Genomic DNA, 15,595 nt, shown 5'->3' with positions numbered 1-15,595 from the left:
AGAGAAATATTGTGGAAATTATTGTTATACCCGTGACTCCATTCGCTCAAAATTGCTCCCTAATATGGGACCCAGACTCTATGAAGGGCGCCTTTGTCGACCCTGGTGGCAACGTAGATAAATTGATCAAAGCGGCAAACGATAACCACGTTGATATTGATAAAATAATACTTACCCATGGCCACCTCGACCATGTTGGCGGCACCGCAGAAATAGCGTCACATTTTAATGTGCCCATTATCGGTCCACATAAAGGTGATAAGTTTTGGTTAGATGCCCTCATGCAGCAAAGTCAGATGTTTGGCTTTCCACCTGCTTCGCCCTTTGAGCCTAACCAGTGGCTTAACGATAATGACACCATTGCTGTTGGCGGTTTAACGTTAAATGTGTTGCATTGCCCTGGGCATACCCCCGGACACGTAGCGCTGGTTGAACGCACTAGCAATAAAGTGATTGTTGGAGATATTATTTTTGCAGGGTCGATTGGACGTACAGACTTCCCGCAGGGCAATCAGCAGCAGCTGATAAGCTCAATAAAGAAAAAGATCCTCACGCTTCCCGATTTGATGACCATTTATCCAGGGCATGGGCCTACCACCACCATCGCCACAGAGAGGGCAACCAACCCCTATGTGTCTGGGCCTTATGGTTGATTGCTGTGGGGTTAATTGCATTGGGGTTAGTTACACGAGATGCCGCACTCGCTTTCGCCATCTAACATTCTGTGTATTTAAAGCAGAAGCGGCGACGTCAGTTTTAGCCTAGATAATGAATTAACGCTTACTCGTAAGCACCACTTGCGTAATGCAGTTCATAGCTGTGGCTGTAAATTTCAAGAATGTTCCCAAACGGGTCTTCCATGTAAATCATGCGGTAAGGCTTTTCACCAGGGTAGTAATAACGCGGCGCTTTCATGCGCTTTTTACCACCAGCGGCTACAATTTTGTCTGCAAGGCCTTCAACATCTGGGTCTTGAACACAGAAGTGAAAGATGCCCGTTTTCCAGTATTCAAAGTTGTCTTCTGGGTTTTGCTGATCTTTAAATTCGAATATTTCCACCCCTACTCTGTCTCCAGTAGATAAGTGAGCTATGCGAAATTTTTCCCAGCCAGCACCGAAAACATCGGTGCACATCTCACCAATTGCAGAATCATCTTCAAGAATTTCTGTTGGCTTCATGATCAAGTACCAACCTAGTACTTCGGTGTAAAACTTTACGGCCGCGTCTAAATCGGGAACTGATAACCCAATATGAGAAAACGTACGTGGATACGGTGTTTTTACTGCTTCAGTCATCACTTACTCCTCTTAACGCATGCTTGCGTTAAACAAATAGTAGAAGGAAACCCAAGCCACTCAATAGAATGCCTGTGAGTCAACGTGAAGCGATGATAGCTAGACAAAGGTAAAACTTGAAATTATCATTAATTCTCACTTTGATAATTTAAAATTATAACCATGATTAATCCTATTTGGTTAGACACCTTTATCACACTGGCAGAAACTGGCCATTTTACCCGCACTGCTGAACAGCGCTTTATGACACAGCCCGGCGTAAGCCAGCACCTAAAAAAGCTTGAAGAAACGTGTGGCTGTGAATTAGTTATTCGCCTAGGTAAAGGCATTCAGCTTACCGAGCAGGGACGACGAGTGTTCGAATATGCCAAAGCTCAACAGCGGCAGGAGCAACACTTTGTTGCCAGCTTAAAGTTTGATGAGCCTTACGAGGGCAAATGTATCGTCGCTTGCTCGGGTGCCATTGCTCAGCGTATCTACCCTGCTCTAGTCGCATTGCAGACGCAGCACCCTAAACTTAACATTCATCTTGAAGTTGCGCCTAGAAAAACCATTCTCTCTGGTATCACTAACGGGGCTTTTGAACTTGGCATAGTGACGAATATGCCCAACATAGAAGATGTATCCTGCACCTATCTAGGTGAAGAGCCGTTAGGGCTTATTTTGCCAAGCTCATACCTTACCAAAAAAGGAAAGCGCCAAGAAAAGCGCAATAATAAACACAGCGCAAACAATATCGTCGACACACTCAATACACTAGGGCTTATTAATCATCCTGACGCCGTGCATTACTTGCAGCGCTACATTAAAGACAGCGGCGAAGCAGACTTAGCGCTTATTAACCCAAGTAAACTTAAGCACTCAGGTTATGTAAATCAACTCTCTCAAATTCTTATTCCAGTGAGTAAAGGGCTTGGCTTTACGGTGTTACCAAGCAGCACACTTGAGTTTGTCGACGTGGCAAATCAGCTTACGGTGTATACACCTAAAAATGATGTGACCGAACCTCTTTACTGCGTTCAGGCAGCACACGCTGCGCTGCCCGCTCGCTACAATATAGTAAAGAATGTGATAAAGAAGAGTGTCTGCAACTCTTCGCCATGAGATTTATTTAATAAGGCTCTATCATAAGGCGACTGTGAAAAGTTCTATAGCGAGGGCGGAGCAATGTTTCGCGTAGAGGGTTGGTATTTAAAAAAGTACTGGAAAAATAACGTTAGTTGGATTGGTGTTAACAGGTGTAGTGGTAGTGGCTCATATCTAATCACACATTTGATCGACAGTTTCGACTTGACCCGACAGGCAGCAAAAGATAAACAGCAGACGTTCAGGTCGCACAGTTCTTGATTCCGATATGTGCCATAAGGCGACATTGATGGGTGTGGTTTTGACGGACAGCCGACATCCAAAAGCCGCCGTTGGCGAGTAAAGCAAATTTAAATATCGATGCTCTCTGAAATCTCTAATGCGTCATCAACTTCAATGCCCAGATATCGAACCGTGCTCTCTAATTTTGAGTGGCCGAGGAGCAATTGACAATCTCTTATATTTTTAGTCTTTTTATAAATCAAGGAAGGTTCTGTTCGACGCATCGTATGGGTACCATAGTGCGTTTCTTCTAATCCGGTTGAGTTTATCCACCCATCGACAATACGGCTATATTGCCTCGTAGAAAGATGCGGTGAATCCTTGATCCGAGATTTGAAAAGATAGTCGGAATTATCAAGCGTATCTTTTTGAATCAATGCCTTTATTGCTGCTCGAGTCTGCTCAGTAATTTCAAACTGAACAGGCCGGCCAGTTTTTTGCTGAATCTGCTTTTGAAACAGAGAGCGGCTCGCGACTGAATATTCATTCCTAGCGCAATATCTCTGACACGCAAGGACACTAAATCACAACCTCGGAGTTTGCTATCTAGGCCAAGACTAAACAATGCAAGGTCCCTTATGTTTCCTGAAATTTCTAACCTAATTCGAATTGCCCACTTCTTTTATGGCTAAAGGCGCTTTTGCTTCAAAGCTAGTTTTTGGCCAACTAGCTTCCCTTTATTCCAAGGCTCTTTTTTCTTATAAACGGCAAGTGGGTACATAAGCATTCTCCAGAATTGAGTCTAACCATAGACGGTCAGAATCCCATTGCAATACAAGCGCCATGTATAATAGTATTAAATACTACTAATAAGGTTTAAAGGTGAAACATGAGCATGATTAAAAAGAGCATCACCGTTACTGATAAGCAAAATGAGTGGATGCAAAGTCAATTAAAAAGCGGCGAATACGCCAGTGATAGCGAATTACTGAGAGACTTAATACGCAAAGAGCAACGTCGAAACGAAGACATTAATGTCATCAGAGAGGCGCTCATTGTGGGTGAGCAAAGTGGCTATTCCACCAAATCAGCTGAACAAATTTTGCAGGAATTTGAAGAGAAGCGCCGTATAAGTGTCTGACTATAGGCTAACCCTTGCCGCAGAAAAGGACCTCGCTGATATTTTAGAATATGGCGAAGTGCATTTCGGTACTCAATCAGCACTTAAGTTTTACGAGGGTCTACTGAGCGTATTTCCAAAAATCGTTAATAATCCTGCTCAATTTGCCCTAATTGATGAAGTGCGCAAAGGATACCGCAGAGCAATTTATCAAACGTATTCCATCTATTTCATTGAGCGCGAAAATTTCATAGAGATAACGCGTGTTATACGCAAATATCCAGTAAAACTATAACTAGACTGTCATAAAATGACAGACAGAGCACATTCAAAAGCAGACGTAGCCGTAACATCTACAACGATATGCCCTTTTTTCGATAACGTCATCAAGGGATTAACTTTTAGACTATGGTCCTGGATTTCCAAGACATTGTTATTCAAAAAAATTGAAACAAGTTGAAAAAGTGGAGTTCTCACGAGCATAAAGTATGCTGGCTTAAGCACAAAATATTTTTAATTTTGTACATTATATACTGATGGTCAGAGGCGCAGCAATATGCTGCGTAGCATTCAAATTATGAAAGAATCCTTTCACGCCGTTTACCCAGTCGTCAGCTTGCATAGTGGATAAACCATCGCCAATTGATGCTGAAAAATCCATTTGGATTTCATCTGTAAATACGCTGCGATGTAATTTCCAATCGAGTTGGTCAAATGACAGCCCGTAGTTTGTGATGGTTTGGCTAATTTCTTCTCTATCGAGTAGCAATTGAACCTTAGATTCCAAGGTCGACTTCGAGTCTATAAGGCTGGTATTCGCAGATGCAAAGAAAGTAGTTAAAAGTAAAAAGATTGATATTGTTTTACGCATTTGGTTTCTCCGATTTGTTTGAACGAACGCTTATGATTGCGTGAGTACTACTTTATGTCTTGTCAAAAATGAATTGAACACCTACTTAACTCAACTATAAGTTGCAATAAATGCAATTTATGAGACGATGCTAACGTTCGTTATTTGGGGACTTAGCATGAAGATCGGGATTGATGACATGCGCATGTTTTTGCGTATTGTTGAATTGGGTAGCTTGCGTATGACAGCCATTGAGCTCAATACTGAGCCATCAAGAGTAACCAGAAGACTCAATGCCCTTGAGGAGCATGTAGGCATAAAATTGATTGAGCGCTCAAAAGTACAATCAGCTCCCACCGAAGCGGGCCAGCTTTATTACGATAATATGAGCAGAATAATCGAAGAGTTGGAGCAAATAGAAGTTGAAGTCGCTGGCGCAAAAGATACACCAAAAGGTTTATTAAGGGTGAGTTGCCCGGTCGATTTTGGGGCGCAGTATGTGAGCTTATGGGCAAGCGAATTGCAACAAAGGCATGCAAAACTAGAGATAGAGATACTGCTCAGTGACCAATATGTCGACCTTATGCACGACAACGTAGATGTCGCAATTCGTATTGGGCAATTGCAAGATTCTACTCTTAAATCACGGCATCTTGGCGACATGCGCATGTGTGTTGTGGGTCACCCAGATTACGTTAACGCGAATATTCCAAATGGTAGCCGAGAAGAACTAGCAAATTGTGAGTTTATACGATACCAGTGGCTTGCTACACCCGATATGTTCACCATGAAGAAAAATAACCAAGCTTTGCAAATTCCGCTTAGAGGGCGCTTGTCCGTTAATAACGTCGGGGCAATTGCCAACTTAGTGCATACTGGAGCAGGTTTACACTACGGGCCTATTTGGTTATTTGGCGAAGATATTCAAAATGGTAAATTGGTAGAGCTGTTTGCTGATTGGGAAAAACCAGTCTACCCAGTGCATGCGCTGTATAAGTATACTCGAACCGGTTATTTGCCAGCGAAAGTGCGCACTTTTATTGATACTTTGGTGTCAAAAATGGAGTCTGTTCAACTATAAATGAATAGATGTAGGCTCTTTACTAAAGAGCCTAAACCAATTACCACTTTAAAGCTTAAGCAGCTGTGGCTGCTTTCAATCCTCCTAGCTCGCGCTCTATGAATGCAGGCCACGAGGTCGGCTTATATCCTACCGTTTGTTCAAACGCATGCTCATCAAAAATCATATCTGCATGTTCGATGGCGTTTTTTGAGTTGAGTTTAAACTGGTCTCGCACACAAGACATATACGCGGGGTCGGCACCATTTTCGATTGCGATTTGATAAAAATTATCAGGGTTTTGCTCGTGTACCTTGATATCTTGAAGCACACTTGATGAAATCATTCTCGCTACTTTTTGCATGGATGCTCTGGCATAGCCCAACCGCCACGTTTGCCCAGAGTATATTTCAGGCTTTGCTAAGACAGCTCCAGCAAATGCCCCAACGTCGTTGGCATCAACCCAACTCCAAACCGAATTCCCGATCAAGTTAGTGAGACTGCTTTGAGACAGCCAACCGAAGGCGGTAATATTCTGCATGAAGGCTTCTGGTTGCAAATGAGTGAAACTAAAGCCTTGTTTTTCAATGTAGGCCTCAATCATTCGGTGCCATCCCCAATGGGCGACTTCTGCTGTTGGATTACCCGATGCACCAACGTGCACAATGTGTTTTACGCCCGCTGACTTCGCTTCATCAATCACGCGCATCGATTGCTTTAACATATCGACGGAATATGCAGTTAGCAGAAGCACTCTATTTATATCTTTTAAGCCTTGACGAATGCTCGATACATCATCAAGGTCGAGATACACACTTTGAACGCCGAGAGTATCAAAGGCAGAGGCTTGCTCTTTTTTCCGCACCGCCGCGATCACGTTGTGATTAGTGTTTTCAACCAAGTAGTTTAAGGCCATACCGCCAACTTTGCCGGTCGCACCAATAATAAGTATATTTGCTTGAGTCTTCATATCTATGGTCCTTAAACTTAAATAAGTGCGCCGTTAGCACGAATTACCTGACCACTCACCCAGCGGCTGTCATCGCTACAAAAGAAACCAACAATATTGGCGATATCTTGTGGCGTACCTAGGCGTTGAAATCCAGATAATCCAGCTAAAAATTTAAGACCTTGTTCGGTTTCAGTATTACGTAGTAATTCTGTATCTACGGGTCCGGGGGCGACTGCGTTAATGTTAATGCCTCTTTGAGCCACTTCTTTTGCCGCAGAGCGCACATATTGTTCAACAGCTGCTTTTGTTGCATTGTAAGCACTGTAACCTGGCACCATCATCGTGGTCAGTGACGACGAAAGTGCCACGATGTGGCCACCTTCGTTAAGATGTTGCACGGCATTTTGTAAGACATAAAACGCACCTTTTGCATTGATGTCAAAAATTGAATCTAAGTCTTGAGCCGTATGTTCATTTATCATCTTATGTATTTGCACGGCAGCATTGTTTACAACGATATCTACACCGCCAAACTCTGCTTTTGCTACGTTAAACAAGTCATCTACAGATTTTCGCTCACTGATATCTGCCTGCACTGCTTTAGCCTTTACACCCATTGCCTGCACCTGCTTGACAACTGCTTCGGCTTCTAATGCATTGGATTGGTAGTTTACGATAACGTTGTTTCCTTGCTCGGCTAGTTTAAGCGCGATTGCTTTTCCGATACCACGTGAGCCGCCAGTGATGATTGCTGTTTGTTGGTCGTTTGAATTAGTCATGATTGTTTCCTCGATTTAATTAAATAGTGTTATGGTTCGAGGAGAATAATAGTTAGTTGTATTTTCTTTGTATGTGCCCACTTTTTACAAGCTGTAATTGCAAAAAATGCAACCTCATGATTCATATTGCTCATGACAGTTAAGATCTATTGGGTAAATCACAATTGAGAAGTTGGCATTAGGCAACAAGATATTAAGTTCTATTGCAAGAAAATCCCGAGACAGCAAGTCCGTGAGCACCAAATTTGGGAATCTATTTAGGCGCTAAATTATAGCTATATGATAAAAAACGAATGTCAGGAAACTGCCTTTTAGGAGCCATTTGAATGTGGAAGGTTGGGTGACTTTTATACGCTCACTCCTGCAATAGTCTATTGGTATATCTGAAGGTTCGCTTCACGTACTTTGCCGCCCCACAGCCAAGAGTTTTGTTGCTCCATAAGACAAGTTAAGACATTAAACGATGTTATTTTATACTTCTGACTTTAGTCAAAGAAAACTGACTTACATGCTACTACTGGCGTTTGAAATATATTTACCACCGCCTTGGCTTAGAATGAAACCATTTGACTGAGATGATGAGGCACTCGGTTTGTCAAAGTTGAAGACGATACCAGCAGGATCAAAACGAAATTCTGTTTCTGAATACGCTGTCAGTGGAAGATCGCTTTGGCCCTCTCCTTGACTCATCAATCTTCCATTTTCAACCCAGAAGCGAATTTTAATAGGTACTTGTGTGCTCGCAAATTGACCTTCGAATGAGCTTAAAAACTCTCCATTTGACGTTATGGTTTTTTAGAAAAATCTGTTAATCCAACTAACGCCACTACTACACGTTAGCCTTGGTTCTCATCCGTTGACGATTTTCTTTCAATATCCGGGTTGGGAGATACCATTTCAGATTCTTTTTTGTGTTCAGGCACATCTACTTTACCAGCAGCAATCACTTCTCCGTCTTGCCACAGTTTCCATTCCCCTCGCTCGTAAACATCCCACTGCTCATCATTGGTTAGGGGCTCTGTAGCAATAATACTCACTACGTCTTTCGGTGTGGTCTCAGCTGCAAAATCGATGGCTACTTCCACATCCTTTAAACACGCTGGCCCAAACGGTGCTCTTCGGGTAATACTGGCAAGCTTGGTACTGCAAAACGTAAACAACCAGTCGCCATTACCCAATAAACAATTAAAGACACCTTGCTTGGCATAAGCTTTAGCTAATGAAACAAGAGACTCGACCAATTGCAGGGGCGATGTGTCTCGCGGTAAATGTTGTCGTACGTGGTTCATAATGTCGCAAAACATTGCTTCGCTGTCGGTATCGCCCACAGGCTCATACATGCCTTTTGCAGCAGAGAAGCTGGGTATTTGGCCGTTGTGCGCAAATACCCAATACTCACCCCAGAGCTCACGCGCAAAGGGATGAGTATTCGCCAACATAATGTTGCCCACATTCGCTTGTCGAATATGGCAGATGGCGGTTTTACTTTTGATGGGTAACGTAGAGACAAAATCTGCAATGGGTGATATGGCGCTAGGTTCAGGGTCGTGAAACATCCTTACGCCCTTACCTTCGTAAAATGCCACTCCCCACCCATCTTTATGTGGGCCGGTCTCACCGCCACGGCGGGTAAGCCCGGTGAAGCTGAAACATAAATCTGTTGGTGTATTGGCACTCATGCCTAAAAGTTCACACACTGCTTGGCTTCCCTTTACTACTAATTCTTCAGCACTGAGAATACGCAAGCAGAGCCAATCAATCAATTCAACGTTGGATACATTGTCTTTACTTCGGAGCTGACAAACGATTAGTACATCGCGACACCTTCTACGATGGCGATTTTAGATATGGTACTATATTAAAAAAACACGCTTGGCTGCCACATGAAAGAACAACCAAATAATCCCCTGCACGGTCTCACCCTCGAGAATATAGTAACCCAACTGCACGAGCGTTACGGATGGGAAGGGTTGTACTATCGCATTCGAATTAATTGCTTTTATAACGATCCCTCTATTAAATCGTCACTTAAATTTTTACGCAAAACTCAGTGGGCGAGAGACAAGGTGGAGCAACTTTATATACAGACATTTTCTAAGTAGTATCGATTTTACATAAAGAACGTGCTACTACGTGTTTCGTCTGTTTTATTTGATTTAAATAGATAACTAGCGTTCAATCAACATCTTAATATTGTTTACTTTTTAATGTACCTAGAAGTACAAATACTGCTATGTTTAGTAAGACGAAAAACAACGGAAGGAAGAAGCCATGGTTAAGCAAGTTGTTGAATTTCGAACGTTGTTAAATTATGCGTTACTTTTTACGTTGAGCTTTTCACTGTCCTGCGCTGCAGCTACTAGCACGGTGACCGTTGTCGACCAAGACAATAAGCCTGTCAGCAATGCTGTGGTCGCATTTCTCCCTATACCCAACGAGCTAAACACGTCCCCCAGCGTAACTGCCACCACTCATCAAGAAACTGCAAAGCACGCTGCTACGGGCAGTTTTCAAAGCGATGGTGAGCAGGTGGCCATTATGGACCAAGTAGATAAGCAGTTTTTACCTCGCGTTATCGCCATTCAAAAAGGCCAAAGGGTCAAATTTCCCAACAGTGATGATATACGTCATCACGTTTATAGTTTCTCCCCCACTAAACCATTTGAAATAAAGCTGTATAAAGGGTCGAATGTTGATCCTGTTCTATTTGACAAGCCGGGTATTGGCACCCTTGGCTGCAATATACATGACGATATGGTAGGGCATATTTACGTGTCAGATGGGGAAATAACTAGCGTGTCTGACAGTAACGGCTTAGCAAGTTTTGACCAGCCAGTACCAGAAAGTGTGATAGTGTGGCATAAAGATTTGTCGATAGATGGCAGCCTTAAAGTGAAAGTAATGCTAGAAGACAGGGACGGCAGCTCCTTTGCTAAAGTTGAGTTAGTCCGTCGAGCACCACCGCCTAAAAAACGCATCTTTGGCTCTAGTCGGTTTGGCGGTTGAGGTAACTTTTGAAGTCTTATTCTCTCAATCAAAATGTATTTAGACTGGCGGCAGGACTAGTCTTGCTGTCAACAATAGCAATACTGTTGAGCGTGTGGTCGTCGACCACTGAACATGCCAAACGCGAATTAGCAGAGAGTCTTGAAGTTGCGCGCTACGTAGTAGCAGAAGTTTTCAGTAACCGTGAAGAACAGCTATTTACTAACGCGAGTGTACTTGTTGATGATTTTGGCTTTAAAAGCGCAGTAGCATCTCAAGATAACGCCACTATAACGAGCACACTAGAAAATCACGGTAACCGAGTTGGCGCAGACATGATGGCGTTATTGTCGTTGTCGGGCAGTATTACCAGTAGTACCTCTGAAGGATTACAGTCTGGACAGCAGTTTCCTCACCCTCAACTAGTGCAAAATGCGCTACAACAAGGTGGCCAGAATGCATTTATTGTGGTGAATAATGAACTTTATCAAGTGCTATTTTTACTTGTTGAAGCCCCAAACCCCATCGCAATCGCCGCTATCGGCTTTAGAATAGATGGGTCCGTTTTAGCTCGTTTAAAATCAATTACATTGTCTGAAATTGCTATTGTGGCAGAAAAACAAGACAGCATCATTTTTAAGCAAACCACGCTTAATGATGCCCAAGAAAATTATAATCGCGTAAACGGCGTAGACGAGCTGTCTTGGTTATCTTTTATTCCCTCAAACCAAGCCCAACTCATTACCCAATACATACCGCTGTTTAACGATAGTGATACAAAAATAACGCTAGAGCTTTCAAAGAGCGCCCAAACGCTATTAACCGAATTTGCCAAACTACAAAAGCAAATTAGCATAATTGCCGCTCTGCTTCTTGCGGTATCACTATTTATTGCCGCATTATTTGCAAGACGAATATCAAAACCTCTTCATCGACTATCAGCCATATCACAAGAAATAGCCGCAGGTGTTTATAGTCACAAAAAGCTTGTAAAATCTCATACAACAGAAATCGCGGCGCTTTCTGACTCTTTTCAGTCAATGCAAAGCAATATTCAAATGCGTGAGGAACAAATTCAATTTCAAGCCAGACACGACCTGCTTACAGGCCTATCCAACCGCTATCACATTGCCGATGTCATCAATAAAAAGTTAAATAACAAAGAGTCTTTTGACGTCATTGGGATAAATATTCTTAGCTTTCGAAATGTGAATGATGTGTTTGGTTACAGCAACGGCGACTTATGCTTACATACTCTAGCAGGGCGCTTAGATGAGCTTGGCGGTGTAGCAGCAAGACTAAATGGTGGTGAATTTTTATGGATGCCCGAATCTAGGCTCAGTAGTAACGACTTGGCCTCTATTCAAACTGAACTTGAAGCGCCTATTTACGCAGAAAATGTTGAGATTACATTGAAGCTGTCTTTTGGTGAGTTACACTGCCCTGAAGACGCCGATGGCCCATCCACTCTGTTAAAACGCCTCGCGATTACATTAGACCATGCTCGCCATTTGCCAAAGCACCGCGTTCGCTACAGCCCAGATTTCGACGCTGAATACACGCGGCGTATTAGCATCATTACCGAATTAAAGCAGGCTTTGCACCGAGATAGCCCTGAGCTTTCCTTGGTTTATCAGCCCAAGTTATGCTTAGACAGTGGCTCGATAAGTCATGCGGAAGCATTAATGCGCTGGACCAGCAAAAACCTTGGATTTGTGGGCCCTGATGAGTTTATATTAGTTGCCGAACAGGCAGGGCTAATAGGGGCCGTTACCGACTGGGTAATTAAACGCGCCATTAACGACACTAAGACATTGGTGGATAACAACGTAGATGTTTGCGTTGCCATTAATCTATCCGCCAAAGATATATTGAATACATCACTACTGCCGCAAATTAAGTCTCATATTGCAGAAGCCGGGCTATCCCCCACTCAACTTTCTTTTGAAATAACCGAAAGTGACTTAGTTAGTGATGCCCAGGGTGTATACAGTGAACTTTGTTTGTACAGGGAGGCGGAGTTTACTCTGGCAATCGATGATTTCGGTACCGGTTATTCATCATTGTCGTATTTAAAAAGCTTACCGGTTAATGAACTTAAAATAGATAAAAGCTTTGTTCTTAATTTAGACAAAAACCAAAGTGACCAACAGATAGTAAAAACCATTATCGACTTAGCGCATAACTTTGACTTAAAAGTGATTGCTGAGGGCGTTGAAACCCTACCTAGTCTGTCATTGCTTAATCAATGGGGGTGTAATTATGCTCAGGGCTATTTTATCTCTCGCCCTGTACCGGTAGAGCAATTTATGCAATGGTACAAAGATAACAAAAACACTGACTGGATATCACAATGAAACACTGTGCGGCGATGTTATGCGCTCTTTTATTGATGGTTTATAACAATGAAGCGCTCGCTGGCGACGGTAAATTGCTTGGCACTGCGGGTCTTATCCAAGTTGAAGGCTCTGGCGGAGGCGGAATAGTTCCCTGGGCAACGCTAGCCGGCTACGATACCCAAGACCAAGTATCTGTTAATGCTGTGATGACGCAGGTAGACCTTGACGACTATCGCCTGAATGTTATGGGCGTGTCTGCTTCTTTTTACGACCGTATTGAAATTAGTGCAGCCCACCAGCGGTTCGACTTAAAAGAGCTGGGCGTCGACATAAGGCAAAATATATTCGGAGTGAAATATCGTCTTTATGGAGACGCGGTTTACTCCCGCTTGCCCCAAGTCAGTATTGGTTTTCAACACAAACGACTTGAAGATGGTGCAATCGCAGACCTAGTTGGCGCTGACTCTTCATCAAACGGTACTGACTATTACATTGCCGCTACTAAGATTCATTTAGGTGCTATAGCAGGCTTCAATGCGGTGTGGAATGTGACGGCGCGAGCCACTAAAGCCAACCAGCTTGGTTTGCTGGGGTTCGGCGGAGCAAAAAACAGCAATTATGAAGTTATGCTTGAAGCCTCAGCAGGCATATTGCTCTCGCGCAGCGTTGCCATTGGCGCAGAATATCGTCAGAAACCTGATAATTTGGGTTTAGGTGAAGAAGATTGGGTAGATTACTTTGTTAGCTATATCCCCAACAAACACATTGCACTTACCCTTGCTTGGGCTGAACTTGGAAGTATGGCAGGTGCACAACAACAAAATGGCCTGTATCTCTCAATAAATGGCCAATTATGGTGACATCATGTTGATAACGCGTATTCTCCCCTTCATCAGTTTTGTGGCAATTATCGGCTTGAGTGGCTGCTCTACCAACATTGGTGGCCAAAACCCATCATCAAGCGTATACGCAGAGCTGGGCGGCAGTAAAAAGATAGAGGAGATAGTAGAAAACTTTGTTGTTGAGATTGAGCGCGACCCTGTTATTCTCGCCTATTTTGACGGCGCAGATATTAACCGCTTTATCGATAAATTAAGTGAACAGATATGTCATCGCACCGGCGGCCCCTGCGAGTATTCAGGCGATACCATGGAACAAGTGCATGGTGGTATGAATATTACTGAAGCCGACTTTAACCGCACCGTCGACTTACTGATTAATGCAATGAACAAGGCAGACGTGCCCCACCCGCTGCAAAACAAAGTGCTAAGAGTGCTTGCTCCCACTCGCGATGAAATGCTTTATTTGTAAGATGCGACTTGTTTAGAAAAACTACTTTTTTAAGGGCTCGCTTGCCTGAGGACTAATTTTTTAAGGGCTCCCTTGCCTGAGGACTAAAGTAGCGGCAAGGGAAATGACGGGAAGTATGCGGGCTAGTATTAATGCTAGGCGTCGTTATAAAGCGTGCTGATCCATTTTTCTTCGTTAATAAAGTTCCAACTCCATGTAGCCCACTTATCCTCAAGCCCCATAGCTTTTACCTCATCAAGGCTCTTACCCTTTTGCTTAAGGGCTTTTACATAATCAAATGTCTCATTGATCATGTTAAGAAACGTCGTATATTCCGCTTTAGTGCCTACACCACCGTGACCGGGAATGATCATGGTGTTATCGTCAATCTTGGTCAGTAAATGCTGCACAGACTCCATATACCCCACTACATTGCCGCCTGCACCTTGGTCTATATAGGGAAACATGCCATTGAAAAATAAGTCGCCTGTATGCATAACATTAGGCTGTTCGAACCATACAACACTGTCACCGTCGGTATGACCCACAGGAAGGTGCATCACATGTACCGTCTCGTTGTTAAAATATATTTTGATGCCGTCTTCGTAGGTTATCGTTGGCAAGGCGTCAGGCTCGACGTTCTCGTCTCCCGCTAAACGCACCCGCACGTTTTCGTGAGCAAATATAGTGGCGCCTTTGTGGCTGTGAAAAAACGCATTCGAGCCTGTATGGTCACCGTGATAATGGGTGTTTATTACATACTTAGGTTTGTCGCTGCCAAGCTCGCCAAGTTGTGCGGCAATTTTCTCCGCAAGCGGAGCAAACTGATCATCAATAATAAGTACGCCATCTTCACCTGCAGAAACACCGATATTACCGCCCATTCCCGTTAGCATATGCACAGCACCTTTAATAGGTGTCGCTTTTACTTCCACGTTTGCAAATCTATCTTGTGCAAATGATACAGAGGTTGGTAACGCTACTGTCGATAGCGCAACTAGTGCCGCCGCTATTACCGACAGTGAATGTATCGACGTTTTATTCATTGTTTTCATTCTACTTTCCTTGGGTGGTTAACCTGTACATGCAATGCTGTAATTCAAATACTCTGGCGATTAATGCAATTACTTTAACGCTATTAATTTGGCACAACCATTCTATCGATTACTAATATGTAGCAACTTGATTGGCATTGATTATTAGATACTAACGATATCGGACGATTAACCTTAACTAGCATTAACTAATGGCCGATATTAAGCATAAAATTGACTATGCATTCACTATGGCTTAATCGACGTATTAGATCATTTTTTCACCGTCTGGAATATCGCCCATATAAGCAAAGCGCAATACTTCCTTTCCGTCACGCTCTACTGTTTCTGTAAACATACCGAGAGGGCGAACCCACAGTGCACGTTCGCCGTAACAGGGCCTGTATACCACCAGTTTCGATTCATTCTCTGAGTGTGTGGCAATCTCATACACATCGTACATATTGCCTTTGTAATGCTTGTAGCGACCTGGAGTAATGAGCTGTTTCGTTTCCATTGTGGGTCCTTATTCTTAGCTAGCTTTATCATATGATTGCGTTTGTTAAATGTCTTGGCGCTATT

At 43.2% G+C, this 15,595-nt stretch carries 19 protein-coding genes; 10 read left to right on the top strand and 9 right to left on the bottom strand.

The genetic code is table 11. The features are described 5' to 3' along the window. Positions 1-11 precede the first annotated feature (11 nt). A complete protein-coding gene (locus V7R39_RS15280) occupies positions 12-653 on the top strand; it encodes an MBL fold metallo-hydrolase (protein WP_334031748.1) in 642 nt (213 codons plus the stop codon). 127 nt (positions 654-780) lie between these two features. On the opposite strand, the gene V7R39_RS15275 is transcribed toward V7R39_RS15280, so the two are convergent. After that, a complete protein-coding gene (locus V7R39_RS15275) occupies positions 781-1,296 on the bottom strand; it encodes a lactoylglutathione lyase family protein (protein WP_032095540.1) in 516 nt (171 codons plus the stop codon). A gap of 162 nt (positions 1,297-1,458) precedes the next feature. Here V7R39_RS15275 and V7R39_RS15270 point away from each other — a divergent pair, with 162 nt between their 5' ends. Continuing rightward, a complete protein-coding gene (locus V7R39_RS15270) occupies positions 1,459-2,400 on the top strand; it encodes a LysR family transcriptional regulator (protein WP_334031747.1) in 942 nt (313 codons plus the stop codon). 332 nt (positions 2,401-2,732) lie between these two features. Here V7R39_RS15270 and V7R39_RS17870 read toward each other — a convergent pair whose 3' ends face one another. Beyond that, the gene (locus V7R39_RS17870; RefSeq protein WP_438823553.1) at positions 2,733-3,050 is read right to left on the bottom strand and encodes a tyrosine-type recombinase/integrase; all 318 of its coding nucleotides are present in this window, start codon (positions 3,048-3,050) and stop codon (positions 2,733-2,735) included. Positions 3,051-3,493: 443 nt separating this feature from the next. Here V7R39_RS17870 and V7R39_RS15260 point away from each other — a divergent pair, with 443 nt between their 5' ends. Both V7R39_RS15260 and V7R39_RS15255 read left to right on the top strand, forming a co-directional pair. After that, on the top strand, positions 3,494-3,745 hold the full coding sequence (locus tag V7R39_RS15260; RefSeq protein ID WP_334031745.1) for a type II toxin-antitoxin system ParD family antitoxin: 252 nt from the start codon (positions 3,494-3,496) through the stop codon (positions 3,743-3,745). Further along, complete coding sequence (locus V7R39_RS15255; RefSeq protein WP_334031744.1) at positions 3,738-4,019, top strand: type II toxin-antitoxin system RelE/ParE family toxin; 282 nt, start codon at positions 3,738-3,740, stop codon at positions 4,017-4,019. The genes V7R39_RS15260 and V7R39_RS15255 overlap by 8 nt, the downstream gene beginning before the upstream one ends. Before the next feature lie 231 nt (positions 4,020-4,250). Here V7R39_RS15255 and V7R39_RS15250 read toward each other — a convergent pair whose 3' ends face one another. Then, positions 4,251-4,595: a nuclear transport factor 2 family protein gene (locus V7R39_RS15250; RefSeq protein WP_334031743.1), complete on the bottom strand. Its 345-nt coding sequence runs from the start codon at positions 4,593-4,595 to the stop codon at positions 4,251-4,253. Between the two features lie 157 nt (positions 4,596-4,752). Between V7R39_RS15250 and V7R39_RS15245 the strand changes: the two genes are divergently transcribed. Then, positions 4,753-5,655 (top strand): LysR family transcriptional regulator, encoded by a 903-nt coding sequence (locus V7R39_RS15245; RefSeq protein WP_334031742.1) that lies wholly within the window; start codon positions 4,753-4,755, stop codon positions 5,653-5,655. A 55-nt stretch (positions 5,656-5,710) separates the two neighbouring features. Here the strand turns inward: V7R39_RS15245 and V7R39_RS15240 are convergent, their stop codons facing one another. From V7R39_RS15240 to V7R39_RS15225, 4 genes are all read right to left on the bottom strand, one after another. After that, positions 5,711-6,604 (bottom strand): NmrA family NAD(P)-binding protein, encoded by an 894-nt coding sequence (locus V7R39_RS15240; protein ID WP_334031741.1) that lies wholly within the window; start codon positions 6,602-6,604, stop codon positions 5,711-5,713. A gap of 17 nt (positions 6,605-6,621) precedes the next feature. Further along, a complete protein-coding gene (locus V7R39_RS15235; RefSeq protein WP_334031740.1) occupies positions 6,622-7,365 on the bottom strand; it encodes an SDR family oxidoreductase in 744 nt (247 codons plus the stop codon). Positions 7,366-7,869: 504 nt separating this feature from the next. After that, positions 7,870-8,055, bottom strand: coding sequence for a hypothetical protein (locus V7R39_RS15230; protein WP_334031739.1), 186 nt, complete (start codon positions 8,053-8,055; stop codon positions 7,870-7,872). A gap of 146 nt (positions 8,056-8,201) precedes the next feature. After that, positions 8,202-9,062: a class II glutamine amidotransferase gene (locus V7R39_RS15225; protein ID WP_334031738.1), complete on the bottom strand. Its 861-nt coding sequence runs from the start codon at positions 9,060-9,062 to the stop codon at positions 8,202-8,204. Between the two features lie 186 nt (positions 9,063-9,248). Between V7R39_RS15225 and V7R39_RS15220 the strand changes: the two genes are divergently transcribed. The 5 genes from V7R39_RS15220 (at position 9,249) to V7R39_RS15200 (ending at position 14,000) form a co-directional block, all read left to right on the top strand. Continuing rightward, positions 9,249-9,467 carry a VF530 family protein gene (locus V7R39_RS15220; protein ID WP_334031737.1) on the top strand — a complete coding sequence of 73 codons (219 nt, stop codon included), beginning with the start codon at positions 9,249-9,251 and terminating at the stop codon, positions 9,465-9,467. 169 nt (positions 9,468-9,636) lie between these two features. Then, a complete protein-coding gene (locus V7R39_RS15215; RefSeq protein WP_334031736.1) occupies positions 9,637-10,371 on the top strand; it encodes a methylamine utilization protein in 735 nt (244 codons plus the stop codon). Positions 10,372-10,379: 8 nt separating this feature from the next. Next, the gene (locus V7R39_RS15210; RefSeq protein ID WP_334031734.1) at positions 10,380-12,707 is read left to right on the top strand and encodes an EAL domain-containing protein; all 2,328 of its coding nucleotides are present in this window, start codon (positions 10,380-10,382) and stop codon (positions 12,705-12,707) included. 14 nt (positions 12,708-12,721) lie between these two features. Next, entirely contained in the window at positions 12,722-13,549 is an 828-nt protein-coding gene (locus V7R39_RS15205; protein ID WP_334031810.1) for a DUF3034 family protein, read from the top strand. Positions 13,550-13,553: 4 nt separating this feature from the next. Continuing rightward, on the top strand, positions 13,554-14,000 hold the full coding sequence (locus V7R39_RS15200) for a group I truncated hemoglobin (RefSeq protein ID WP_334031732.1): 447 nt from the start codon (positions 13,554-13,556) through the stop codon (positions 13,998-14,000). A 134-nt stretch (positions 14,001-14,134) separates the two neighbouring features. Here the strand turns inward: V7R39_RS15200 and V7R39_RS15195 are convergent, their stop codons facing one another. Both V7R39_RS15195 and V7R39_RS15190 read right to left on the bottom strand, forming a co-directional pair. Next, positions 14,135-15,034 (bottom strand): MBL fold metallo-hydrolase, encoded by a 900-nt coding sequence (locus tag V7R39_RS15195; protein WP_334031731.1) that lies wholly within the window; start codon positions 15,032-15,034, stop codon positions 14,135-14,137. Positions 15,035-15,281: 247 nt separating this feature from the next. Further along, entirely contained in the window at positions 15,282-15,530 is a 249-nt protein-coding gene (locus V7R39_RS15190) for a DUF1653 domain-containing protein (RefSeq protein ID WP_334031729.1), read from the bottom strand. Positions 15,531-15,595 lie beyond the last annotated feature (65 nt).

Origin of the sequence: Alteromonas sp. P256 (assembly GCF_036864455.1) — a bacterium.
In the GTDB taxonomy this organism is placed as follows: domain Bacteria; phylum Pseudomonadota; class Gammaproteobacteria; order Enterobacterales; family Alteromonadaceae; genus Alteromonas.
This window is presented reverse-complemented; position numbering and strand designations above follow the sequence as displayed.